This window comes from Pseudomonas sp. NFR09, from assembly GCF_900111535.1.
In the GTDB taxonomy this organism is placed as follows: Bacteria; Pseudomonadota; Gammaproteobacteria; order Pseudomonadales; family Pseudomonadaceae; genus Aquipseudomonas; species Aquipseudomonas extremorientalis.
Genome location: NZ_FOIH01000008.1, coordinates 331,583 through 355,810 on the forward strand (window position 1 = coordinate 331,583; position 24,228 = coordinate 355,810).

At 59.6% G+C, this 24,228-nt stretch carries 15 protein-coding genes and 1 pseudogene; 7 read left to right on the forward strand and 9 right to left on the reverse strand.

Annotation, left to right across the window (positions count from 1 at the left end):
* Positions 1-28 precede the first annotated feature (28 nt).
* Positions 29-733, forward strand: a complete 705-nt coding sequence (locus BMX59_RS19725; RefSeq protein ID WP_092250632.1) for a TetR/AcrR family transcriptional regulator — start codon at positions 29-31, stop codon at positions 731-733.
* Here BMX59_RS19725 and BMX59_RS19730 read toward each other — a convergent pair.
* The 7 genes from BMX59_RS19730 to BMX59_RS19760 all read right to left on the reverse strand — a co-directional run bounded on the left by BMX59_RS19730 (position 636) and on the right by BMX59_RS19760 (position 9,998).
* On the reverse strand, positions 636-1,559 hold the full coding sequence (locus tag BMX59_RS19730) for a LysR family transcriptional regulator (RefSeq protein WP_093124884.1): 924 nt from the start codon (positions 1,557-1,559) through the stop codon (positions 636-638). The two genes, BMX59_RS19725 and BMX59_RS19730, sit on opposite strands and share 98 nt — an antisense overlap.
* Positions 1,560-1,652: 93 nt before the next feature.
* Positions 1,653-2,306, reverse strand: a complete 654-nt coding sequence (locus BMX59_RS19735) for an RraA family protein (protein ID WP_092250629.1) — start codon at positions 2,304-2,306, stop codon at positions 1,653-1,655.
* Positions 2,307-2,332: 26 nt separating this feature from the next.
* Positions 2,333-3,388 (reverse strand): NAD(P)-dependent oxidoreductase, encoded by a 1,056-nt coding sequence (locus BMX59_RS19740; protein ID WP_092250626.1) that lies wholly within the window; start codon positions 3,386-3,388, stop codon positions 2,333-2,335.
* Between the two features lie 69 nt (positions 3,389-3,457).
* Complete coding sequence (locus BMX59_RS19745) at positions 3,458-6,124, reverse strand: phosphoenolpyruvate carboxylase (protein ID WP_256572983.1); 2,667 nt, start codon at positions 6,122-6,124, stop codon at positions 3,458-3,460.
* 589 nt (positions 6,125-6,713) lie between these two features.
* Positions 6,714-7,172 (reverse strand): Hsp20 family protein, encoded by a 459-nt coding sequence (locus BMX59_RS19750; protein WP_071490189.1) that lies wholly within the window; start codon positions 7,170-7,172, stop codon positions 6,714-6,716.
* A gap of 115 nt (positions 7,173-7,287) precedes the next feature.
* Positions 7,288-8,739 (reverse strand): cysteate racemase, encoded by a 1,452-nt coding sequence (locus tag BMX59_RS19755; RefSeq protein WP_093124898.1) that lies wholly within the window; start codon positions 8,737-8,739, stop codon positions 7,288-7,290.
* A complete protein-coding gene (locus tag BMX59_RS19760) occupies positions 8,736-9,998 on the reverse strand; it encodes a dicarboxylate/amino acid:cation symporter (RefSeq protein WP_093124903.1) in 1,263 nt (420 codons plus the stop codon). The genes BMX59_RS19755 and BMX59_RS19760 overlap by 4 nt, the downstream gene beginning before the upstream one ends.
* A gap of 173 nt (positions 9,999-10,171) precedes the next feature.
* Between BMX59_RS19760 and BMX59_RS19765 the strand changes: the two genes are divergently transcribed.
* Positions 10,172-11,074 carry a LysR substrate-binding domain-containing protein gene (locus tag BMX59_RS19765; protein WP_092250614.1) on the forward strand — a complete coding sequence of 301 codons (903 nt, stop codon included), beginning with the start codon at positions 10,172-10,174 and terminating at the stop codon, positions 11,072-11,074.
* 2 nt (positions 11,075-11,076) lie between these two features.
* Here the strand turns inward: BMX59_RS19765 and BMX59_RS19770 are convergent, their stop codons facing one another.
* Both BMX59_RS19770 and BMX59_RS19775 read right to left on the reverse strand, forming a co-directional pair.
* A complete protein-coding gene (locus tag BMX59_RS19770; protein WP_093124909.1) occupies positions 11,077-11,982 on the reverse strand; it encodes a LysR family transcriptional regulator in 906 nt (301 codons plus the stop codon).
* A 72-nt stretch (positions 11,983-12,054) separates the two neighbouring features.
* The gene (locus BMX59_RS19775) at positions 12,055-13,281 is read right to left on the reverse strand and encodes an OprD family outer membrane porin (protein WP_093124914.1); all 1,227 of its coding nucleotides are present in this window, start codon (positions 13,279-13,281) and stop codon (positions 12,055-12,057) included.
* A 304-nt stretch (positions 13,282-13,585) separates the two neighbouring features.
* On the opposite strand from BMX59_RS19775, the gene BMX59_RS19780 reads away from it, so the two are divergent.
* From BMX59_RS19780 to BMX59_RS30240, 5 genes and pseudogenes are all read left to right on the forward strand, one after another.
* Positions 13,586-15,001 (forward strand): YfcC family protein, encoded by a 1,416-nt coding sequence (locus tag BMX59_RS19780; protein ID WP_093124919.1) that lies wholly within the window; start codon positions 13,586-13,588, stop codon positions 14,999-15,001.
* A gap of 47 nt (positions 15,002-15,048) precedes the next feature.
* Positions 15,049-16,875, forward strand: coding sequence for a CocE/NonD family hydrolase (locus BMX59_RS19785; protein ID WP_093124978.1), 1,827 nt, complete (start codon positions 15,049-15,051; stop codon positions 16,873-16,875).
* A gap of 16 nt (positions 16,876-16,891) precedes the next feature.
* Positions 16,892-17,187: pseudogene (locus tag BMX59_RS19790) on the forward strand (zinc-binding dehydrogenase); the annotation flags it as partial.
* 214 nt (positions 17,188-17,401) lie between these two features.
* Positions 17,402-20,614 carry a Tc toxin subunit A gene (locus BMX59_RS19795; protein WP_093124924.1) on the forward strand — a complete coding sequence of 1,071 codons (3,213 nt, stop codon included), beginning with the start codon at positions 17,402-17,404 and terminating at the stop codon, positions 20,612-20,614.
* A 12-nt stretch (positions 20,615-20,626) separates the two neighbouring features.
* On the forward strand, positions 20,627-24,228 hold a 3,602-nt coding region (locus BMX59_RS30240; protein ID WP_139212912.1), incomplete at its 3' end, for a Tc toxin subunit A-related protein.

The following is a 24,228-nucleotide window of genomic DNA, read 5'->3' on the forward strand; positions in this document are numbered from 1 at the left end:
ATCTCGCTTCCCCCACCGGAGATCCGCCATGGCACAAATGGGCCGCCCCCGCACCTTCGACCGCGATCACGCCGTAGACCAGGCCTTGCACCTGTTCTGGCAGCACGGCTACGACGCCACCTCACTCGCCCAACTCAAGGCTGGCCTGGGTGGCGGTATCTCCGCGCCGAGTTTTTATGCGGCGTTCGGTTCCAAAGAGGCGCTGTTCGACGAATGTGTACAGCGCTACCTGACGACCTACGCACAGGTCACCGAATGCCTGTGGGACGAAAGCCTGTCGCCGCGTCAGGCGGTTGAAACGGCGCTGCGCCAGTCGGCACGTATGCAGTGTGAAGACGGGCATCCCAAGGGCTGCATGGTGGCGCTGGGCGTGATGAGTGCGCCGAGCCCCGAGAATGCGCGGGTGGCGAATGGATTGACGCAATCGCGGCTGCGCACACGGGCGGGGATTGTGGCCTGTGTGCAGCGTGCGATACGTGCAGGGCAATTGCCAGGCACGATTGACCCGGCGGTGATGGCGACGGTATTTGACAGTTTCCTGCAGGGCATTTCGATCCTTGCGCGCGACAACGTTCCCCACGCCAGCATCGACGCGGCGATCAGCCAACTGCTGCTGACCTGGGATATTGCCGCGTCTACGGCGCCGCCGATTCGTCCCGGCATTGCATCAGGAAATCCACAAACGCCCGCACCCGATGCGGCACATAGCGACCATGGGGATACAACAAGGTAAACGGCCGTGAACGCCCACCGAACGGCTGCAGGACTTCTACCAGGCTGCCGTCAGCCAGTTCCTGCTCGACAATAAACTTGTAGGTCTGAAACAACCCCGCGCCGTGCCTGGCCAGGGTCACCCCGCCCAGCACATCGTCGGAGCAGCTGTACCCCGCCTGCCCCGCATACTCTTGCGCCTTGCCATCCACCTGAAACAGCCAGGAGATACGCCGGCCATTGCTGGGCAGTTCGTACTGGATGCATTCATGGGCGGGTAGATCTTCCAGCGTCTGTGGGATGCCGGCGCGCTCAAGATAGGACGGTGCCGCGACCACCACCAACTCGGCGTCTTCCAGCAGGCGCGCAATCAGCGATGAGTCGGGCTGGGCGCGCACACGGACCGCCAGGTCGTAGCCTTCGGCGACGAAGTCGATATTGCGGTTGCTGATGTGGATATCCACCGTCACCTGCGGGTACAGCGCACGAAACTTCGGCAGTAGCGGCAGCAGACGGTGATGGGCGTAGGTGGTGGGAATACTGATACGCAACAGGCCGGACGGCACTGCTTGCGCGCCCATCACCTCCTGTTGCGCTTCCACCAGTTGGGTCAGGGCCTGGCGGCATTGTTCGAAGAAGGTGCGGCCACTGTCAGTGAGGCGGATGCTGCGCGTGGTGCGCACAAACAGCCGCGAGCCCAGGCGCTCTTCCAGGCGTGAAATGCTGCGGCTCACGGCCGCCGGCGTGACACCGGCAACCTGCGCGGCGGCGGTGAAGCTGTTGGCTTCGGCGGCGAGGCAAAACAGCTCGATGCTGCCGAGCTGCAGGTCTTCGAAATGGCGTTTCACACTGGGTCCACCCGGTTACGGCTGCGGGGGATTGCAACACGTCCGCGCCCAGTGTGCCACTGCTTGCTTACGCCGTTGGCTCGATCAGGGTTGTCAGCCGCGCGGGGTTTGCAAGGCGTGGTACCCGTAGTCTGCGCGCGCTTGCCGCAATGGGACACCGGCGTCGATGGCCGCACGAATCTGTTCCTCGGCCTGGTGGATTTCTTCGGCGACCGTCAGCACCTCGCTCACTGAAACCGCAGGAATGACCACTAGCCCGTCACCATCGCCCCGTAGCCAGTCATCCGGTCTAACCCGCACGCCACCCAGCGTCACCGCCTCCTGTATCGCCTCGACACGCACGCGATCCTTGCCGGTGCGCATCCAGTTGCCCCGGGAAAAGATCGGGTAATGGAGTTCCAACGCACGATCGACATCGCGGCAGATACCGTCGATCACCGTGCCGGCCAATTGTTTGCGGGCAGCCGTAGAGGTCAGCAGGTCGCCCCATACGGTGGTGTCGAGGCGTGCCTGATTGTCGATCACCACCACTTGCCCTGGGGCAAGGTCGTCGATGTAGTCGCCCACCGAGCCCCCCTCCAGGCCAACAGGTCCGTAGCGCAGGGTCCAGGCTTTGCCCGTAAGGCTGAAGGACCGGTCCAGCGGCTTGATGTCGGTACATTGACAAAGGATTTTCAGGCGATCCATGGCATCGCTGAGGTCGGTACAACTGAGGGCGTCCAGGCGTTGATGAATAGAGCGTTGCATGAGGAAGGCTTCCTTGTGTTGAGGGGTTAACCTGCGTTCGCCGCCAGGCTGAGCGCGTGGATCTTGTCGACAATCTGCCGCGAAGCCTTGCGGATCGCCGTCGTTGTGGTGCCTGCAATATGCGGTGTGAGCTGGGCATTGCCGACGCCTGCCAGTGGCGAGTGGAAGCAGTCTTTTTCCAGGGCGAAGGTATCGATGGCGGCTGCTTTTATATGCCTGGGAAACGCCGTCATGAAACTCGCCAACTGCGCTTCATCGACGATGCCGCCGCGCGCGGTATTGATCAGTATCGAACCTTGGCGCATCTGCCTGAACTGGGTCAGCCCAAACAGGCCGCGGGTCAGCGGGGTCAACGGTACGTGGATCGAGACCACGTCGGCCTCCCTCAGCAATGCTTCGAGGGTTTGCCGGCGCTCAAGGCCAAGGCTGCGCGCGACCTGGTCGGTAAAGCGTTCCGAACCGGTGGCGATGACCTTGAGACCAAGCGCTCCCGCCTTGCGTGCGACCTCTTGAGCGATGCTGCCCGTGCCGACCACCCCTAGCGTGAGTTCACCGAACTCCAGGCCTGGCGCCAAGGTGCCCTTGGACCAGCATCCCTTGTGCGTTTCAGCGTTGTAGTGGTCCAGGTCCCGGGATAAATACAACGCCTGGGCCAGGACATATTCAGCAACCGCAGCCGCGTTGGCGCCTGGAGTGTTCAGCAGGGTCACGCCACACTGCTGGGCCGCTTGCCGGTCGATATGGTTGACGCCCGTACCGGCTTGAGCGATAGCGCGCAGCGGCGTTGGCAGAGCCGGTGACGCAGCGTTGCGAATCAGTTCGCCCTCAATGGGAATATTCAAGCGCGTCTTGAACACGCTGTACCCTCCGGCCAACATCACGGCCCCCATGAAAGCCTGCCGGTCGTGACCGTTGATCTCGGTGTAGTGAATGCGCTCGCCATAGTGCTCGCGGATACCATCCTTATCAGTGAAATAGTAGAGATTCAGGGTGACGACCAGGCCCAGCGCGAGGAATCGGTCGACTTCCTCGAATAACAACGGCGGGCCGGGTGCATCGAGTATCAGGGTGGTGAATGCCATGCTTGTGATCCTCTTGAACGGCGCACAACCGCGCCGACAGCCAGGTCGCCCCGGCTGTCGGCGGGTGCTTTACCAAGTGAAGTGGCAGGCGCTGTCAGGATCGACCAAGCCTGTATCGGTACTGGCTGCCGCCAGGAACCCACTGTAAAAATCGTTCAGTGAAGAGGCCTTGATAAAGTCTGGGTTGCTTTTGGCATAGATGAGGAACAACCGATAAATGCGCAGGTTTTTCTCTTTGCGGTAGACCTCGGCCTTGAGGCTAGGCCACAGATTGAGCAGGGAGTTTTCCTTGATTTTCCACGGGTCCTGCGGCTCTACGCCGGTGGTGGCCTTGTGCACAAAACGCTTACCCGCCATCACTTCCAGATGCAGGCTGGCCAACAGTTGCTCGCCGGTACCGACAGCTTCGGTGTGCAACGCCTGCGCCAGCGACAGGATGTGCGTTTTCTCTGGAACGCTGCCCGCCAATGTCAGCCAGGCGCACGTGAGGTCGGTTCGGGCGATGGCGTACGCCATGCCTTTGACATAGCTGCGAAAGCTGTCGTCCTCCGTAAAGGCTTCCAACAATTTCGCCGCGGGCTCATCGGCGAACTGCCCGACCCCGATCAGTTCGCTGTGCAGTCCACTGGCCAAGAGGGCGCGAGTCCAGGGAATCGCACGAATGGCATCCGGCCTGGACTCGAAGACCTTGATATTGAAGAGGCGTGACGGCGGCCGAGTGCCCTTGGCGGTGGCCCTGACCACGTCGAATCGCGCCATGTCCCGCAGCAAGGCTGGCAGCGCCGGATGCTCGAAAAAACGCGACTGGTAGCGGCGCACGACATCGGACCAACGCTGGATCCTGTCGGCGATTACCGCCTCCGAGGGCTGCGTGCGGGGCTCAGCATGCATGCGGTAGAGTTGGCTGAGAAAATTCACCGATTGATTGCGGGTCAACAAATGGCCGCGCATTTCCGCACACCCGGCCAGCATGAATCGGGTTTCCGGTCCGTCCAGGGCGCCGAACTCTTGCAGGGTATCGGCGATCACTCCATTACAACGCGCATGCTCGCCCCCCATGATCACGTGGGTAACCACCTCGATACCGTACCGAGCCGCGATCCGCTGGTGCTGGTGAGCGATAGCCATGTTCAGCTTGTGCATCCCCTTGCCACCCTGCTTGCCAGTGTCGCTGGGGCCGAAGGTGATGTATTGGCGGTTGCCCCGTGATGCCAAGTGCTGCCTGTAAACCGGGCTTTCATAAATCTCATGCACCGTGGCCAGGGTTTGCTCGGCGCCCGCCAGGTCTTCGGGTTGCAGGGCGATGTCGATGCCCTCCCGCACCTGGGCCGCCTTCATCAAAAACAGGACTTCCAGCACACTGAGGCTCGATGTGTACTCGGCGATCCCGTGGATGTTCATGCGGTCGCGATAACGGTCGATCATCTCAAAACGTTCGACCGCATTGCGGGCGTCGTACATGCGAATGTAGCCCGGGTCCTGTTCCATCAATGCGATGTAGTCCTGGCCCTTGTAGCGCAGGGCTTTCTCTTCATAAATCGCAGCGGTGCGCCGCAGGTAGGCCTGCCAGAAATCCGTGGGCGGCTGAACGCTGTCGTCCGCCAGCGCGGCATCAAGCACCGCCCGGCGCTCCCGCTCATCCAGGTCACGATAGGGGCGGGATGTGCCTGCGCCAGGATCCTGTTGCCATTGGCTGGAAACAATCTCATCGACCACGCTGCTGAACATCTCGGCGTTTTCGCGGAACTCGATCTCCACATAATGAAAACCAAAGGCCTGCACCCGCAGCAACAACGGGTCGATGCCCGCAGGCTGGGTGAAACGGATGCTGCTCAGCGCTTCGATCAATTCGGCCGGGGCGGCAAAGGCATCGGCGTGATCCTTGTCCAGTCGGGCACGAATCTCTTCCAGGCGATGCCGTGCGCCACCGTCTTTGATCAGGCTATTGATGTCTGCGATATAACGGCTGCGCAGCGCTGATTCCAGGGCGATAACCAAGGTTTCGGTGTGCTGGTTTGTGTCGTACGGCCGCCCATCCTTGTCGCCATACAACCAGGTGAACACCGTGAGCCACTGGGTCCGGGCCGCCAGACCCAGGGCCTGATAGACATCGGGCAATGCGTCGTACACGCTGTTGGCATAGAAGATCTGCGACTCGATATCGACACCCTGGTTGCCCGACCACACGGCGTTGTACAGCGCCAACAAAATCTCTTGAGTGGCCTGGGGTTTCTTGAGCCCGTGGTCTTCCAGATGCTGGGCGAGTTTTTGCAACACCTGGACAACGGAGTGCTTGAGTTGATCGGTCTCCTTGCACAGCAGGCCCAGGCTGACGTTCACCCTGGACGACCCGGCAAAGGTCGGCGGAGACACAGGGTTATGATTGGCCTGCGAAGCAATATGGGAAGCGACGCCCCTGACAGATACTTCAAACAGCAGTTGCTTGATCAACAACAATTTCCAGAACGCCTCGACGTCTTTACTGGAACGCGACTCAAAGAAGGCCTTGCCCAAGGCGGCGGCCAATTTCGAATCTGCTTTATCCAGATAAGACAGGGTATCGATTTCGGCGTAGATCCTCAGGCAGGCTCGGGTATGCGGACTGTGAGAAACATCATCGGTGCTGATCTTCAGTGCCTGTTCCAACGCGCGCCACAACACATCATGCACAAGCGCGGGGTGTGTATGGCTGATAGAGGAACGGGTTGACGCATCTTCAAGTATGGAGTTGATCATGTGGTTCATCGGTTCAAGCCTCGATAATTAATACAGATCCCTTGTTTGCACTCCACCGCGTGGGTGGAAGCAAAATCATCAATGTCACAGGCCGAAACCACTGCGTCGCAACGAACGGATATCTCCTGTTCGCCGACAGAAAGCCCCCAGATCGGTACCTAAAAGCGGCAAAAAATCTGAAACAAGTTGTTACACTTCAACTTGAATAAATCATGTCGCCGCTTTTTCGACAAAAGACCTTTTTGGAATAAAACGCGCATAAAAAGATAGCCAGCTTAAGAACGGTTTCCCGATCCGACACTGACTATTCTTTTTCAAGCAATTGATTATTAGGGGTTAATGAAGGGAGTCAAAAACGCATTACGCCCAGAAAGCACTCACGCCGACAGGATGTGCCAGGTCATTCTTAAATAATTCTTCATAAAGGCATGACCCCATATGCACCGGACGATCCCGAGCCCTTGGCATCGTGCCCGGCCGCGCAGGGGTGGACTCGGGCTCAAACGACGAGCGCAAATAAGATAGAAAATGACTGTGAATCATTGGGCAAAATAAAGGCGCTCCAAAGAGCGCCTTTATTCATTTCAACTCACTGCTCGCTGATGGACTTCACATCCGCCTTGGCAGCGCCACCAATCGCAATGCGTTTTGGCTTGGCTTCCTCCGGTACCACCCTGAGCAGGTCGATGCTCAGCAGGCCGTTGGAAAGCTGGGCGCCCTGCACTTCGATGTGGTCGACCAGGCGGAACGACAAGCGGAACGCGCGCTGGGCGATGCCCTGGTGCAGGTAGGTGATGCCCTCATCGTGTTCGCGCTTACCGCCGGCGACGGTCAACACGCCTTTTTCCACCTGGATTTCCAGGTCATCCTCCACCAGGCCTGCGGCCGCAATCACGATCCGATAATGATCGTCACCGTGCTTTTCGACGTTGTGAGGTGGGTAGGTGGTGCCGGCCTCGCTGCGAAGCGCCGATTCGAAAAGGTCGTTGAAACGGTCAAAGCCGACAGAGTGACGGAACAGTGGGGCCAACGAAAGAGTAGTAGCCATTGCAAAATCTCCTGAGGTTTCTCCAAGTGATTTGATACGCGACCCGCATTCGGCATCGCGTAAAACCTAAGTAGGTTCGGGCTGAATATTTTCAAGCGGCGCTCACAAAATTTTTTTATCCGACATGATGAGCTCCCGACGAAAGGCTGACACAACGGCGCGCCAGGACCGTCGTGGGGTCAACCAGGGCGACCCGGTGGGCGCCGATCTCGAACACCTCGCAATGCGCCAGCACCAACGGCAACTCGGTACACCCGAGAATCAACACTTTCGCCCCCTGTTCACACAGATGCTCTGCCGCCAGCAGCAACTGCTCACGGCACACGCCAGCGGTAAACCCCGCCTTGATCCCCCGTTCGCCGTAGATCGCCTCCATCACCAGCGCCTGGTAATCAAAGCCAGGCGTGATGAGTTGCAGGCCGCAGCCTCGCGCGGCCTGGTGGTAGACCTGGCTTTGCAGGGTGCCGGACGTCGCCAGCAAGCCCACGGCCTGGCGGCTGCCGTAGGTCTGCACGATCCACTCCACCGTCTCGCTGAGCATGTTGACGATGGGCACGCGCAGGTGCGCCTGGATGCGTTCGACAAACGCATGGGCGGTGTTGCACGGAATCGCGATGGCCTGGGCGCCGGCGCTTTCCAGGCGTTTGCAGGTGGCGTACAGGGCCAGGGTCGGGTCGGTTTCATCGCGTAGCAGGTTGGCGGTGCGGTCGGGGATCTGCGGGTTCTGTTCCACCACCATCTTGATGTGGTCCTGGTCTTTGCCGGCCGGGGTATGGGCGACCACCTTGCCCATGAAGTCCACGGTAGCCGCCGGGCCGACGCCGCCGACGATGCCCAGTTTGAACGGTGGCTGACGCGCCGAGCCATCGGCCTGGGTGGCGAACTCGGCGTAGATCTGGTTGATGTCGAGGGCGCTGATACCACGCCGTTGCAGGTCGCCGCAGACCAGCGACAGCTCGGTCATGCCCGGCACAATCACCGTGGCGCCCTGCCCGTGCAGCGACAGGCACGCCTGGTACACCGACTCCAGCGGCACACCGTCAAGGTGGCCGTCCTTGATGCCGTTGACGCCGTACATCGCCTCCATCAAGGCGGCCTGGGCGTGGTCCTCCGGGTAGACCAGGTTGAAGTGCTGGCCGAGGTGCCGTTCAAACAAGCCGCCGTGACGCACGAAGTCCGATGCGATCACGCCGAGGGTGGTGCCAGGCGCTATTCGACGGGTGATGTGCCGGACCAGCGCGTGCATCATGTCCAGCACGGGAATGCCCAGTTCCTGCTGGATTTCAGCGCGAAAGGTCTGGCTGGCGAAACACGGCAGCAGCACCGCATCCACCCCGGTGTTTTCAAAGGTCTTGCATACCTGGAACACATAGAACTTACGCGCGGTCATGCTCGCGTTACGGTCCAGGGGCAGCAGTACATCCTTGAACGGGTGCTGCTCGAACAGGAAGTGATAGCGCCGCTGGTCCTCCAGCACGGCACGGGACTTGACCAGTTTGTAGAACAGATCGCCGCCCGCCAGCGAACCGAGCCCGCCGACGATGCCCAGCCGGGAGGTGGTTTTCATGCGTGCACACCTTGCGGCAGCTCAGCGGGTTCTTCCGCGCTCTCGGATTTGGCCACCACCGCCGTGGCGATGCTGTTGCCCACCACGTTGGTGGCGGTGCGCGCCATGTCGAGGAACTGGTCGATACCGATGATCAGCAACAAACCCGCCTCGGGCAGGTTGAACATCGGCAGCGTCGCCGCCACCACCACGACCGACGCCCGCGCCACGCCGGCCATGCCTTTGCTGGTGATCATCAGCGTCAGCAAAATCAGCAGTTGCTGGGTGAAGCTCAGGTCGATGTTGTAGGCCTGGGCGATGAACATGATCGCGAACGCCTGGTACATCATCGAGCCGTCAAGGTTAAAGGAATAGCCCAGCGGCAACACAAAACTGGAGACTCGCTTGGGCGCGCCGAACTTCTCCAGCGCCTCCATGGTTTTGGGGTAGGCCGACTCGCTGCTGGCCGTGGAAAACGCCAGCAGGATCGGCCCGCGGATCAGCTTGCCGAGGGTGAACACCGAGCGTCCGAGAAACAGGTAACCGGCGGCGAACAACAACACCCAGAGCAGGGCGATCCCCAGGTAGAACTCGGCAATCAGCTTGGCGTAATCGGCCAGCAGGCCCAGGCCGTTGGTGGTGATCGCCGAGGCAATCGCGGCGAACACGCCGATCGGCGCGAAAGCCATCACGTAGTCGGTAATCTTGAACATGACCTTGGCCAGCTCGTCCACGGTGTCGGTGATGCGCGTGTAGCCGGCGCGCTTGACCCCGGCCAGGGCGAAGCCGAAGAACAGCGAAAACACCACGATCTGCAGGATCTCGTTGTTGGCCATCGCCTCGGCAATGCTGCGCGGGAATACGTGGCTGATGAAGGTCTTGAGGCTGAAGTCCCCGGTGTTGACCGGCACCGCTGCCGTCGCATGTTGCACCACCTGCATGTTCAGCCCGGCCCCCGGCTGGAACAGATTGACCAGGGCCATGCCAAGCATCAGCGAGACCAGTGACGCCGTGACGAACCACAGCATCGCACGCAAGCCGATGCGCCCTACCGAGCGCGAATTGCCCATGCTCGCGATGCCGCCCACCAGGGTGGCGAACACCAACGGCGCAATGATCATCTTGATCATGCGCAGGAAGACGTCGGTGACCATCGAAAAGTACCCCGCCAGCGCCTTGGCGGCCTGCTCGCTTCCTGCATAGTGGTGACATGCCCAACCCACCAGCACGCCCAAGACGATGCCAACTGCGATTCGACGGGGGAGTTTGTTCTTCTTCACAGGTGCGGCCCTCAGATGGCTTTTGTTGTATGGAGCGGATTCTAGGGACCCACCCCGGCCGCCATGATGAGTAATCCAGCTAACCCCATGCGCTTTTGGAATAGTTTGCAGAATGCCCAGCCCAGGCTGCGCGCGGCGGCATACACTCAGGGCTCATCGCCTGGAGAACCGGCATGCAGATCAAATGGTTGGACGACCTCTTGGCCATAGCCGAGTGGAAAAATTTCTCCCGCGCCGCCGAAGTGCGCTGCGTGACGCAATCGGCGTTGTCGCGGCGCATTCGTTCACTGGAAGAATGGGTGGGCGTCGAACTGGTCGACCGTGGCACCTACCCGGTGCAACTGACCGCCGCAGGCGCCGCCTTCTGCAGCGAAAGCCGCGACGCCCTCGCCGGCCTGATGCGCCTGCGCGCCAGCCTGCGTGAAGTGGAACGCATGCCAGGGCGCTCGATCCAGGTGACCGCCGCACACAGCCTGTCGATGACCTTCCTGCCCAAGTGGCTGACGCAGTTCCAGCGCCAGACCGAGCAGTTCAATGCACGGGTGGTGGCAGCGAATATTCATGACGCGGTGATTGCGCTGGAAGAAGGCAGTTGCGATTTGATGATCGTCTACCACCATCCCCTGGCGCCGATCCTGCTGGACGCGCAACGCTTCGGCAGCCTGGCCCTGGGGCATGATGCGTTTATTCCGTTGTGCGCGCCGGACAAACGCGGCCGACCGCTGTATCGCCTGCCGGGGAGCACCGGAAAACCCGTCCCGCATCTGGCTTACACGGCCACCACGTTCCTGGGCAGGGTCGCGGAAATCGTGATCAAGAACGGCCCTGCACCTGCCGTGCTGGAGCGCTGCTACGAAGCCGACATGGCCATGCTGCTGATGCGCATGGCTATCGAAGGTTACGGTGTGGCGTGGTTGCCACAGAGCGCGGTGGTGGATGAGTTGGAGCGTGGGCTGCTGGTGCGGGCGGGTGGCGAGGCGTGGAGTACGCGGTTGGAGATTCGCTCGTACTGCGCGATTGAAAACCAGAACCCCACGATGAGGAAGTTGTGGCGCACGCTCGAAGGGCTGCGCTGACGTCAATGCACCTGCGGCATCGCCATTCGCAAACGCTGGGCAAGTAAATCGGAGAACGCTTGCGCCAGGGCCGTACGGGGAACATCACTGCGAAAAACCAGGCCGAATGAATACGGCAAAACCGGTAGAAAAGGCCGCGTCACGATCGGCAAGTCCAAGAAATCATTGGCCAGCAATTCGTTGATGATCGACACGCCGATGCCCTCGGCGACGAAAGCGCAGGCGGCACCTGCCGAATGCACTTCCATGCGCACGTTGGGAAGAATGGACGCCTGCCGAAATACCTGGTCAAGCTCCGTGCGCAGGTTGCGCTGGCGGCCCAGCAGCACCAGCGGCACACCGCGCAAATCACTCACCTGGATAACGCGCTTTTCGCACAGCGCGTGCGTTTGGGGAAGCACGCACACGCCTTGCACCTGCAACACCGGCACCACGTCGAAGCCCGGCAATTCGGTGGGCAGGCGCACAAAGGCAAAATCGACGCTGCGGTCCAGCACCGCGCGCTCAAGCGCATCGTAGGAACCGGTGACCAGTTCGATAACAAGGTCGTCGCGGCCCTGCATGAATTCGGCAACCACACGGGGCAACCATTGGTGGGTCATGCTGGTGGGCACCGCCACGCGCAGCAGCGCCCGGCCAGCGTGACCCAGGCGCAGGTCGTCGGCCATGCGCTGGACGCGTTGCATGTTGTCGACCAGCCCCGACACCTCCGGCAAAAACGCCTCGGCCTCGGAGGTCGGCGTCAGCCTGCCCTTCCTGCGCAGGAACAAGGCAAAGCCCAGTGACTCTTCGAGCTGGCTGAGCAAACGGCTGATGGCCGACTGGGACAAGCCCATGCGCGTGGCGGCATCGATGGTCGAACCGGTCGACATGATGGCCTGGAACGCTTCCAGTTGTTTGAGATTCACGCTCGGGCTCCAAGCAGACACGACTGGGCGCAGTTTCCGCTGGCAACACCTGCGGCGTCCAGCCTTGCAGCCCTACCAGAGCTTGATGTCGTAGGTCAGGTACAGGCGATTGTAGTCCCAACTGGTGAGCACATTTGAGCGGTACGCCGTGTTGCGAAATTCTGCCCCCAGGCCTTTGAACGTGCCGTCCTGGATCACGTACTTGAGGCTGGTATCCAGCTCGTGCTCATCGGCCGGTTTGCCCGAATACCTGGCGTCAAACCCTTTGTAGTAGCGGATCATGAAACTCAAGCCCGGGATCGCCAGGGCGGAAAAGTCATAGTCGTAGCGCAGCATCCAGGTTTTCTCATCCTCCAGGATGAATTTGCTCACGCCCGGACTGGTAAAGGACGTGGTGGCCGCACCATTCAAATAGGGCAATGCGGCGTTACCGGACAATTGCTGATAGCCGCCTCCGAACGTATGCCCGCCGAGCCGATAACTCAAGGAGCCGCTGAACATGTCGGCGTCCGCAGCACCGTTATAGGCCGCCCCCGTTTCAAAACTGTTGTAATAACGCACGTCCGTCGTCAAGTGACCTGGCCCGACAGCCACTTTATGCACAACTCCGAAAAAGTGCTGGCGATAGAAGTTTTCAAGTTCACCGTAGTAATAAGACAGGCTGATGGTTTTATTGAGTGCATACGTACCACCCACAAAGTAAAAATCACCATGCTTCGGGCCTTTGTAACCGCTCGGTATCAGATCGACGTTATCGCTGGAGTTACGCAACTTTGATTGATCCAGTCGCCCACCTTGCACAAATAGATGTTCGATACCGGTGTATTCAAACTGCGTGCCTTGGAATGTCTGTGGCAGCAAACGCCCATCGTTGTAACTGACCACCGGGTTCTTGGGCAACAACGTGCCCGTCTTCACCACGACATCGGCGAAACGCAGCTTGCCGGTCACGCCGAGGCTGGAAAAATCACGGGCGGCGCGGCCATCATCCTGCACAGGCAACAGGCCAGTACCGGCATATGCAGGGCTGGAGTCAAGCCTCAGCCCCAGCAGGCCCAGGGTGTCGAGGCCAAACCCGACGGTCCCGGACGTGAATCCGGAACGCATCGTCAGCAACAACCCCTGTGCCCATTCGACACGGTCGTTGCCGCCGCTGCGGTTGTCATGATTGAAGGCGTAATTACGCAACGCAAGGTGGCCGGTGGAATCCCCGAGGAAACCTTCGGCGCGCACGCTTGATATACCAGGCACCATTAAGCTGGCGCACAAAAGCCCGCCGGTCGTTATAAACGCACGCATGTTAAAGCCCTCAGCTGTGTTTTATTTTTTGTGGCAGAGAGTAAGAAAAGTTGCTTGACCAAGTATTTCCTGGCCGATGCTCCTGGGTGTTAATGACCGCAAAGAGTAAACAACGCTATCGAATTAAAACAGGGGCGACAAGCTTATGACAAACGCGCATCAGGCTATGACAAATAATCCGACAACACCTTCAAACGCATAGCCCAATACGCGTTCGTCATAACGTTGTGAGGTATTTACGATTGCCCTACTGTGCCGATGTAGCCGTTGGCTATCCCCATAAAAAAAAGATGAGAGCACCGCTATGTCATCCACTGCGCCAACAGTCACCGCGCCACCCAAAAACACCCGCCAACTCAACCCGGCAATCATCTTGCTGAGCATTGTGTTCCTGGCGATGGTGCTGACTTATGTGGTGCGCTCCGGCCAGTTTGAACGCCAAGACGTCCGCGTGATTCCCGGGACCTATCAGGTACTGGAAAAAGACACCTCGCTCAGCCAACTCTTCGCCCTGCCGCCGCGCTCGTCGAATAAAACCGTGGCACAACCGGTATCGCTGGCCGAGACCTTTCTGGCCATTCCCCTGGCCATCGAGAAACGCGCCGGGCTGATTTTCATGGTGCTGTTCATCGGTGGCATGTTTGCCGTGCTGAACAAGACCGGCACCATCGATGCCGGCCTGGACCGACTGCTCGGTGCCACCAAAGGCAACGTCTACATTCTGGTGCCAACCCTGATGCTCGCATTGTCGGCAGGCAGCACCTTCATGGGGCTGGCGAAGGAATACATCATGTTCGTGCCCGTGATGGTGGCCATGGCAAACCGCCTGGGCCTGCCCAACATCGTCGGCTTGGCGATCGTCGCGCTGGCGGTAAAGACGGGGTACATGGGCTCGATTTCCAACCCCATCGCGCTGTCTGTCGCGCAACCCTTGGTCGGCCTGCCAGTGTTCAGCGGGCTGAGCATGCGCATCGTCGCGTACTTCATTTTTGTCACGCTGGCCGTGGGCTACATCCTGTTCTACATCCGCCGGAGCGGCTTCGATACCTCGGCCACATTTTCCCACTCGGGCAAAAAACTCTCCACGCGGCACACTCTCAGCCTGATCACACTGGGGGTGGGCGTCGGCTTCCTGGTGTACGCCTCCAATACCTGGCACTGGAAGTACCCCGAGCTGTCCTCGTATTACCTGGCGCTGACCATCGTCTTCGCCGCCATCGCAGGCATGAGCCCGAGCACCACGGCAAGCACCTTTGTCGAAGGCATGAACAAGATGCTCATGGCCGGCGTGCTGATCGCACTGGCCACGGCCGTGGAGTCGATCCTCGCCAGCGGCCAGGTGCTGGACACCATCGTGCACGGCCTGTCGCAGATCATTGGCCAGCACGGCCAACTGCCTGCGGCGTTCGGCATGTTCTTCGCGCAGATGAGCCTGGATGTGGTGATTCCATCCACCAGCGGGCAGGCCGCCGTGACGATGCCGATCTTCGGTCCGCTGGGCCAACTGGCCGGCGTGAGCCCGCAGACCACGGTGTATGCCTTCCTGCTGGGCAACGGCTTGACCAACATGATCACGCCCACTTCCAGCGGCCTGCTGGTACTGCTTGCTGCGGCCAATGTGGGCTGGGTGCAGTGGGCTCGGTTTGTGCTGCCGCTGTTCCTGATCTGCACGACGGTGGCGTTGCTTCTGCTCGCCTGCGCCGCCCTCACCGGCTATTGAATTAGACTGACCAAGGCTTTGTCATGACCCACCCCGCATTCGAAAACATGCACATTGTACGCAACCAGATGATCACCCTGCGCGATGGCGTGCGCCTGGCCACCGACATTTATCTACCGCTGGGCACCGGCCCCTGGCCGGTTGTCATCGAGCGCACGCCCTACGACAAATCCGGCCCCTCACGCTCGGAAAAACGCCTGGACGGGCTGCACCTTACCCGCGAGCAAATGGCCGCAGCTTTTACCGAGCAGGGCTTTGTGGCGATCTTCCAGGATTGTCGCGGGCGTTACCGTTCCGAAGGCGTGTTCACCAAATACATCAATGAAGGCGAAGACGGCTACGACACCTTGCGCTGGATCGTCGAACAGCCCTGGTGCAATGGCCACATCGGCAGCATGGGCCTGTCCTATGCAGCGCACACGCAGATGGCGATGGCCTGTTGCAATGCGCCAGGTCTCAAGACCATGGTGCTGGACTCGGGGGGGTTCGCCAACGCCTACCAGTGCGGCATTCGCCAGGGCGGCGCGTTCGAACTCAAGCAAGCGACCTGGGCCTACAAGCAAGCCCAGCAAAGCGCCGCCGTGGAGGCCGACCCGCAGTTGCGAGAGGCGTTGGCCCAGGAAGACATTCTCGATTGGTTTGCGCGCATGCCGTGGCGCCCTGGGCATTCGCCATTGCGCCATGTACCGGAGTATGAAAACTACCTGTTCGAGCAGTGGTCCCACGGTGACTTTGACCAGTACTGGAAGCAACTGGGTATCTACGCTGAAGGTTTCTACGAGCAGATCCCGGACATCCCGGTGTTGTTCATGTCCAGTTGGTACGACGCCTATGTCAGTTGCACGTTGGACAATTTCACGGCGTTCACCGCACGCAAGCAGTCACCTCAACGCCTGATCATGGGCCCGTGGCTGCACGGTGACCGCAACATCAGCTACAGCGGCAACGCCGAATTTGGCAACGCCGCGCCTTTCGACGGCAACCTGGGCGAAGACTGGTTGAGTTGCCGAGTGGAATGGATGCAACGCTGGCTCAAACCGACCGACGCCGGACGGCACGCCACCCATCAGGTCGATGTGTTCCTGATGGGGGGCGGCAGCGGCCGAAAAAATGCAGAGGGTCGGCTGGAGCATGGCGGGCGTTGGCTCAAGTCGCCGTGTTGGCCGCTCGCGGGCAGCCAACAGCTGAACCTCTACCTGACACCACAAAAAGCCCTTTCGCCGCTCGCTCCTGTGGGGCCGCCCAGTTCATTGAGCTACTTCAGCGATCCCGCCCACCCGGTACCGACCATTGGCGGCTCGTTGACGTCTGGCGCTCCGGTGTTCGTGGGTGGCGCTTTCAACCAGATCGAAAGCCCGGACTTTTTCGGCACCCGGGGTGACCACTCGGCACTGTGCGACCGAGATGACGTAGTGAGCTTCGAAACCCAACCGCTTGAGCACGACTGGGTGGTCGCCGGCCCGGTGAAAGTCGAACTGTGGGTGCACAGCAGTGCGCCGGATACCGATTTCACCGCCAAGCTGGTGGACGTCTACCCGCCGAGCGACGATTACCCGCAGGGGTACGCCATGAACATCACCGACGGGATTATCCGCTGCCGCTATCGGGACTCATGGGAACACCCGGCTCCGCTCACGCCGGGAGAGCCGTTCAAGGTGGTGATCGAACCCTTCGCCACCTGCAACCTGTTCAAGCGTGGCCACCGCCTGCGCCTGGATATCGCCAGCAGCAACTTTCCGCGCTTCGATGTAAACCCCAACAGTGGCGAGGCCGAAGGCATGGGCGAGCATCCGCAGGTGGCGCGCAATACCGTGCATATCGGCGCCGGGCATCCGAGCCGTTTGATACTCACGATCGTGAACAGTGCGCTATAGGAGGCGGATCAAAACGCTGATACATGGCGGCGCCGGCAGAGTCGGCCATGTGGCGATCCATCTGGCCAAGGCCATCGGCGCCAGGGTGTTCCCCCCCGTGCGTGAAGCCAATATTGAGTTCGCACAACGCATGGGCGCCGATGTGATCATCGACTACGAAAAGGAAGATTACGTTCACGCCATCCTGCGGGAAACGGACGGGCGCGGCGTTGATGTGGTGTTCGATACCATCGGCGGCCACACGCGTTCACGGCCTCGATCATGGACATAGCGCAGCCGCGGAACCTGGTCCAGGCCTGGGGCAAGAACGCGATAGCCGTCGTGCCCACTCAGGAAGCAACGCCATGATTTACGAGATCGCCGTGCTGCCGGTTCATAAAGAACACATCGGTGAGGCTTACTGTTAAGTGAAGGACCAGAAACGGCCTCGTCTTGCTCTCTTAAACAAATCGTCTATTACTTTATATTACCCACTCAATGCACGGTCCACCGCGGTGTGCGCAATGTTGTACGTCAGGAGAAACGTATGGCAAAGAAAAGCGCACCCAGCGCTACTGCAGCGAAGACCAAGCCGCCCGCACGCATCCACAAGACAGTAAAGACAGCAGACAAGCCGCAACCGGCAGTCACCCCGCCCCCCGAGAGTGATGTGGCTCAGATCAAAGCGTTTCGCCAGCAACTGGCCGAGCGGGGCTACGAGTCAGTGTTCGACGTCGTCCGTAAGGGCCGTGCCGAGACGATATCCAACTATCTGGGAAAGAAAACCGCGAAGCGCGAGCGGGCTGCGGCGCAACAGTTTTTTGAACAGGCCGAAGCCCACGCCGCAGCCTTGACCCGGTTGCATCGCCAGTTGACCGCACGCGGCGAGCCGATCGCCCAGGCCATCGCCAAGCTGGGCATTGCCTATGATGCCGAGTGGCTGGATCGCGCCATCGGCTCCAGCGGCAATTATCAAGATTGGTTCGGCCGGAACCTGCTCTATGCCCATCCCGATTCGGTGGGCTCGCTGTTTTCCCCTGGCAGTTACCTGACGACGCTGTACCGGGTCGCCAAACCGTTGCATCCCGCCACCCACGGCTTGCAGCTGGACAAGCGGCGCCCCGACCTGAATCGCCTGCCGTTGAGTGACACCCACCTGAACCAAGAAATATCCACCTTGACCCTGATCCTGGAGGTATTGGAGCAAGGCGTGGTGGGGGATGCCGAGGAACAGCTGCGTACCAAGGTTTTTCCGATGATCTTGCCTTACAACCATGCCAGCGAGCAGATCCGCCAGGGCTTGGCTGCCTTGAAGAGTTCGCAAGCCGAAATATGGGCCACGCTGGGCGATAACGAAGCGCGCGCGTTCTCATCTATCCCCTTTGATGCATGGATCACCCAAGTACTGACCCCGGGCTGCGTGCGCGATCGGCTGGCGTTATCGCCTGAGGAGTTCGGGATACTGACGCAGGGCATGCAGAACACCCAGGCCACAGTCGGGCGATACTACGGTTTGAGCCGAATTGCGGACATGACGCATGTGGGGTCGGAGGCCGCTATTACAGCGATCCAGAAGGATCGGTCCTTGCTGGAACGTACTCAGCTGGACCAGGAGACGTTGATGCAGGCACTGGGTGTGGGTGCCATTCAGAGAGATGTGGGCGATCGCACACTCGAATACCGTAAACCGGTAGAACTAAGGATCGATCACTCGCCTGATGATGGTGGCTATTCTTTAGTCACGATCTACGACATGAGAATAGATAGGGAGGCTGATCAGATTACTTGGGTGGCTCAGGTAAATGCCCGGCATACCGTCACCTATTCATATATGGACGATGCGTCACTCTTTATTGAAATGCGCTGGGGAAACGAATCGGTCACGAGTGACGACCCCATGATCCATTGGAGTAACGGCACGCCGGCAGGAGTGACGCGAGAAGTGAGAATAACCTTGGATATCGACTCAGGAGTGCTGAGCCGATCTGATTTTGTTCTAACCTTTGTTCTTGGGTATTCCCCCCCCTACCGACCCAGGCCTCGGCAATATGTATCAAACGGCCCAATCTCCCTGGAGTGGCCGTTGATTGCCCCGCAGAAGTACGGCGCCCGCTACATTCACGGCTGGGATAGTGACGTCAACCCCTCCCCCCCTCTGTATGCGTACGTAGGAACACGGGCAGGGCACCCCGCGACGCCGCCTGCCAACAACCCGGCGACCAGCAGGCTGTACAACCGTCATGGTCAAAATCTGGAACGGCTCAATCGCGTGATCCGGCTTCAGCGGCGCGTCGGGATAACCTTCGAAGAGCTCGATTGGTTGATCGTGGCGGCGGCGGTCAACCTCTCCGATTACCCGTTGACCCGGCCACTCCAAGCCTTGGCCGTCTACCTGCCGCTGCGTGAACGCTACGGTTTTTCCGTCAATGCCTTCGTTGCGTGTATCGGCTCGATCAACACCTACCACCGCCCGGGCGAGCAGTCGTTTTTCCGGGAGTTGTTTGGAAACGACGATTTTCTCAGTACGCGCCTGTTCCTGTCGCCACCGCGCGACGACGCACCTTCACAGGCGGCACGCGCCATATTGTGCCGAGGGTTGGGCATCAGTGCCGATGTGCTCATCATGCTGGCCCGCTTGCTGCCTGGAGTCATCGATAATGGGGGCGCCATCGGCTATGTCCTGCCCACCCTGAATATAACGCATGTAGACGCACTCTATCGGCTGGTGGCGATCCCACGCCTGTTTGGGCTGGCTCCGGACGAAGCATTGCAGTTGTGGAATCTGCTGGATGCACCGGGAGTGATCGCTCAGAGTCTCAGCCAGCAAGAGCGTCCGGTGGGGGCAGCGCTCGCGGCGTTGGAACGCACGGGTTACCTGGTGGACTGGATGCGGCGCGAAGGTCTGGATGCCGCCCGTCTGATTGTGATGACCTCTCGCGACTACCGCCAGGTCGCGACACCGGAGCTGCAAGGCTTTTTGCAGAACATCTACAGCACACTCAGTGGACAACCCGGTGATACTCGCAGCGAGCAGGCGCTGTTCGAACTGCTGTGTCGGCACATCGGTGCGCAGTTTGGTTTGAAACCGAGCACGTCCCTGCGTCTGATCGAATGGATGGATGCCGTTGCCGCTCGCATGAATCCGGCATTTACCGGCTACTCGGTGTTGACCTTCTGGAATCAGATCCAAGCCTATTACAGTAGCCCGGTGAGGGGGTTATCTACCCTGGAATCTGATCTCCCACAGTTGGTGCAATATGCAAACCTGATTGCCCAGTTCGCCCTGCTGTGCCATTGGGCGCAACTCAGCGAGCAGGACCTGGCACTCATCATGCCGCGCCCTTCCCGTTCGCTGCTGACCGGCGAATTATTGCCGCCGCTTCCTGACCTGCCATTGCTGTTGCTGCTGTCACGCTACCGGCACTGGCAGAAATTGCTGGTACTGCCGGTGGCCGAAGGGCGGCGGTATTTGCAGCGCGCTGCGGCCGGCGAGTGGACGGCGCCCGCGGACATAGCACAGGAGCTTGCGCTGTTACATGGCTGGGACAAAATCCAGGTACTCGGCTGCATGGAATCACTAGGCGTCTCGCCCAGGAGCTTTCGTGAGCTGTACCCGCTCGTCGCGCGCATGCAACTGGGGCAGAAGCTGGGCCAGGCCCCGACGGATCTGAGCCTCCTGGATCTGTTGGCCGGACTGATACCCGATCAGAATACGCTTGAACAATTCGCTGCCAATATCCTCGCCGCTGCCCACGCCTGAACCGGAGGCATCATGAATAGCGCATTGGAAAACTCGCTCAACCAAACCAAGCGCGATGCGCTGGTGAGCTACTACCTGCAGTACGTCATTCCTGATCGTGGGCTGGGTACTCTCGCCACAAACATCAAAACGGCCGACGACCTTTACGAGTACCTGCTGCTGGACCCGCAGGTGAGCGGCCAGGTCACGACCAGCCGGATTGCCGAGGCGATTGCCAGCGTTCAGCTGTATATCCATCGCTGTCGCCAGTACCTGGAACCCGGCGTCAGCCTACCCGCCATGGCAGAGGCTTCGCGCCCCGGCCGCTACCTGGACCAGTGGGACGCCTACAACAAGCGTTATGCCACTTGGGCCGGGTTGCAACTCTTGCTGCACTACCCGGCCAGTTATCTGGACCCGGCACTGCGTTACCGCAAGACCACGCTGTTCAAAAACCTGGAGCAGACCATCAACCAGGGACGGGTGACCGAAGAGCGGGTTGAGCAGGCGATGCGCGATTATGTGGGGGAGTTGCGGGCTGTGCTGGATATCAGGTCGTTCAGCGCCTACCAGGTCGAGCCGGATGTGAGCGACACACCGGTCTATTTCTTGGGTCGCTCGCTTGATCAGGATGGCGACTACTACTGGCGCTATGTTGATGGCAACAGCGGCGGAGTCAACGGTCGATTGCGTAATCCTGTGGCCTGGAGTGAGTGGTCCAGGATCCAAGTGCCTATCAAAGCAGAAGGTGATCCAGCGATTGTGTACTTCAATCACCGGGTCCATGTGATGTGGTTACACAAAAAGATTCGTAAACTGCAGGTTGATCAAGCCAGTAGTTCGGAAAACGATGTGCGGGCATGGGAAATTGTCTCGTGGGAGCTGCACCTCGCTTCGTTGCAGGCAAATGGTCAATGGGCGCAGCGCAGCTATCCATTGGAACATTTAATTCCTTCTACGGATCTCGTCAGCCCTACACGTTTGTTTGCAGCAGAACTAAGAGAGGAAGGGAGCTCAGCAGATCGGCCATTGGGTGTGTTTTTCGTTCAACAGGAAACAAACACCAACGTGCGCTACTTATGTCTTTTAAACAAACTTCTACAACATATCGACTCGCCCGGTAAGTCGTGGGAGTTCAATTTCAACTATGACATTGAATCCGTCACCACGCATACCAACTACCCAGTGTTTCCACCACTTAAATACCAAGCTCGCTTGGCTCCCCCGATTGATACCGTGACGGTAGCGGCATCAGCGAGAGCCGAGGACAACACCGCCACTCTTACTGACTTTAGAATAACGAGTGGAGCATTGTCTTTTACATCTACCCCCAAGAATCACGACGACCATGCGTACTTTGTTACATTGACAAAAGGCGGCGGCATTGAACCTCTATATTCGTCTATAGAGATCCGCACGAATGCAAATAAAAGAGTGCGTTTGCCAACAGGTTATAGCCAGCAAGTCATAGCGTCGAATCACGGTATAACGATTAGGTTATTTTTGATAACTACCTTCCCCGAATACAGTGAGCGTATTGTCTACGATGTCCCTCTCGTGCGAGCGGTTTTCGATCAACCCGCAAAAATCACGAACTTCACGCCGAACGTCAACTGGTGGATGGTGACTTCTCCCAAGCGCTTGGGACACAGTCAAATCTTTCACCTACGATCCAACGGAACCAACGGCGGTGCCGAGCATGTGATGACGACCCTTGGAGGGCCGCTACTGGAACAACGGATGCAGGAAGGCACCGACGTGCTGCTTTCTTGGAACACGCAAGCCATCCCTGTCGACCCGAGTGGATCGAATTGGGGCGGCACAATCATCAATACCCCCATGCGCTTCGAAGGTGGCATAGGCCAATATACCTGGGAGCTGTTTTTCCACGTGCCTTTCCTGATCGCCAATCGGCTGCTGGCCGAGCAGCGTTTCGACGAGGCCGAGCGCTGGTTCAAGCGCATTTTCAATCCCGCCGGCTATCGCAAGGAAGACGGCAGTCTCGACATGATCGGCAGCACACCGCGCTTCTGGAACGTCCAGCCATTGCAGCAGGACACCACCTGGAACACTTCCTCGCCGGAAAACACCTATGACCCAGACCTGATCGCCGCCAACGACCCCATGCACTATAAGCTGGCCGTGTACCTGCGTTGGCTGGAACTGTTGCTCGCACGGGGCGACCATCTGTACCGCCAGCAAAACCGTGACAGTTTGACCGAAGCCAAGATGTGGTATATCCAGGCCCTGCAACTGCTGGGTAAGCGGCCAGCCATGCCGCTGCTGCTGAACTGGGCTGATCCGACGCTGGGTCAGGCGAGTGTCGAAAACAGCGTGTCACTGAAACGCCTGGAAAAGCTGTTCGATGACAACCCCAAGGCACTGGCACCCGGCCTGGTTGGGCAGATCCAAGTGACCAACGGCCCGTTCAAGGCACCCTTCGATGACGCCTTGCTGGATTACTGGCGGCGGGTGGAGCAGCGTCTGTTCAACCTGCGCAATAACCTCTCACTTGACGGCCAGCCGTTGATTTTGCGGCTGTTCGAAGAACCCGTCTCCCCCACCGCCCTGCAGCAGGCCCGTCAAGCCGGGGATGGCAGCGACCCGGCGCCCTCAATGGCCGGCCTGGGCCTTTGGAGCCAACGCTTCCCGCTGTTGCTGGAGCGCGCCCGTACGGCCGTGCAACAGGTGATCCAGTTTGGCAGCAACTTGCAGGGCATCCTGGAGCGGCGCGACGCCGATGCGTTGGGGGTACTGCAACAGACCCAACAGGGCGCCTTGTTGGGTATGGCCAACGAAGTGCATCTGGCGAACATCGCGTCACTGGAACACAACCTGGCCTCGTTGCAGGCGAGCCTAGCCGGCGTTAAGAAGCGTCAACTGCATTACAAGGGTTTGTATGACCGGCATATCACCGACAACGAACAACGCGCCATGGATTTGCGCACCAGCGCCAATGACAAACAACTCAGCGCCGGCGCACTGACCACCACCGCGGCCCTCTTAAACCAGATCCCAACCCATTTCACAGCTGGCATGGCCTACGGCATCGGCTACAAGGAGTTTGGCGGCTTGGCCCAAGCGGCGGCAAAGGTGCTGGAGCTGGATGCGCAATCCAACAACGGCAAAGCCAACAAACTCGAGGCTTCCGAGCAATATGCACGCCGACGCGAAGAGTGGCAGGCCCTGCGTGACCAGAGCGCGCATGACATTGCCCAACTGGACGCGCAGATCCTTTCAGCAACGGAACAGATCACCGTGGCGAACAAACAGTCGGCGCAAACAGAACGGGAACAGGCCTATAACCAAGCGGTCCTGGATACGCTGAGCACCCGCTTCAACAGCCAGACGCTCTTCAACTGGCAGGCCGGCCGCCTCGCGGCGCTGTATTACCAACTCTATGATTTGGCCGTCGGTGTCTGCGCCCGCGCACAGCGCAGTTATCAATGGGAAACAGGCGATACTACGGCGTATCTGCGCCCGGGCAATTGGAGCGACACCTATCAGGGCCTTTTGGCGGGTGAAGGCCTGCTGCAGAACCTTCAGCACATGGAAAACAGATACCTGGACTGGGACCGCCGCACGTTGGAGGTACAACGCACTGTTTCCCTGCAGCAATTGTCGAAGCAGACCAT

Coding starts and splice junctions, on each gene's coding strand:
- BMX59_RS19755 (WP_093124898.1), bottom strand. CDS start 8,739: ATGAAAACCACCTCCCGGCTGGGCATCGTCGGCGGGCTCGGTTCGCTG.
- BMX59_RS19795 (WP_093124924.1), top strand. CDS start 17,402: ATGGCAAAGAAAAGCGCACCCAGCGCTACTGCAGCGAAGACCAAGCCG.
- BMX59_RS19765 (WP_092250614.1), top strand. CDS start 10,172: ATGCAGATCAAATGGTTGGACGACCTCTTGGCCATAGCCGAGTGGAAA.
- BMX59_RS19745 (WP_256572983.1), bottom strand. CDS start 6,124: ATGATCAACTCCATACTTGAAGATGCGTCAACCCGTTCCTCTATCAGC.
- BMX59_RS19735 (WP_092250629.1), bottom strand. CDS start 2,306: ATGCAACGCTCTATTCATCAACGCCTGGACGCCCTCAGTTGTACCGAC.
- BMX59_RS19725 (WP_092250632.1), top strand. CDS start 29: ATGGCACAAATGGGCCGCCCCCGCACCTTCGACCGCGATCACGCCGTA.
- BMX59_RS19775 (WP_093124914.1), bottom strand. CDS start 13,281: ATGCGTGCGTTTATAACGACCGGCGGGCTTTTGTGCGCCAGCTTAATG.
- BMX59_RS19780 (WP_093124919.1), top strand. CDS start 13,586: ATGTCATCCACTGCGCCAACAGTCACCGCGCCACCCAAAAACACCCGC.
- BMX59_RS19750 (WP_071490189.1), bottom strand. CDS start 7,172: ATGGCTACTACTCTTTCGTTGGCCCCACTGTTCCGTCACTCTGTCGGC.
- BMX59_RS19785 (WP_093124978.1), top strand. CDS start 15,049: ATGCACATTGTACGCAACCAGATGATCACCCTGCGCGATGGCGTGCGC.
- BMX59_RS19740 (WP_092250626.1), bottom strand. CDS start 3,388: ATGGCATTCACCACCCTGATACTCGATGCACCCGGCCCGCCGTTGTTA.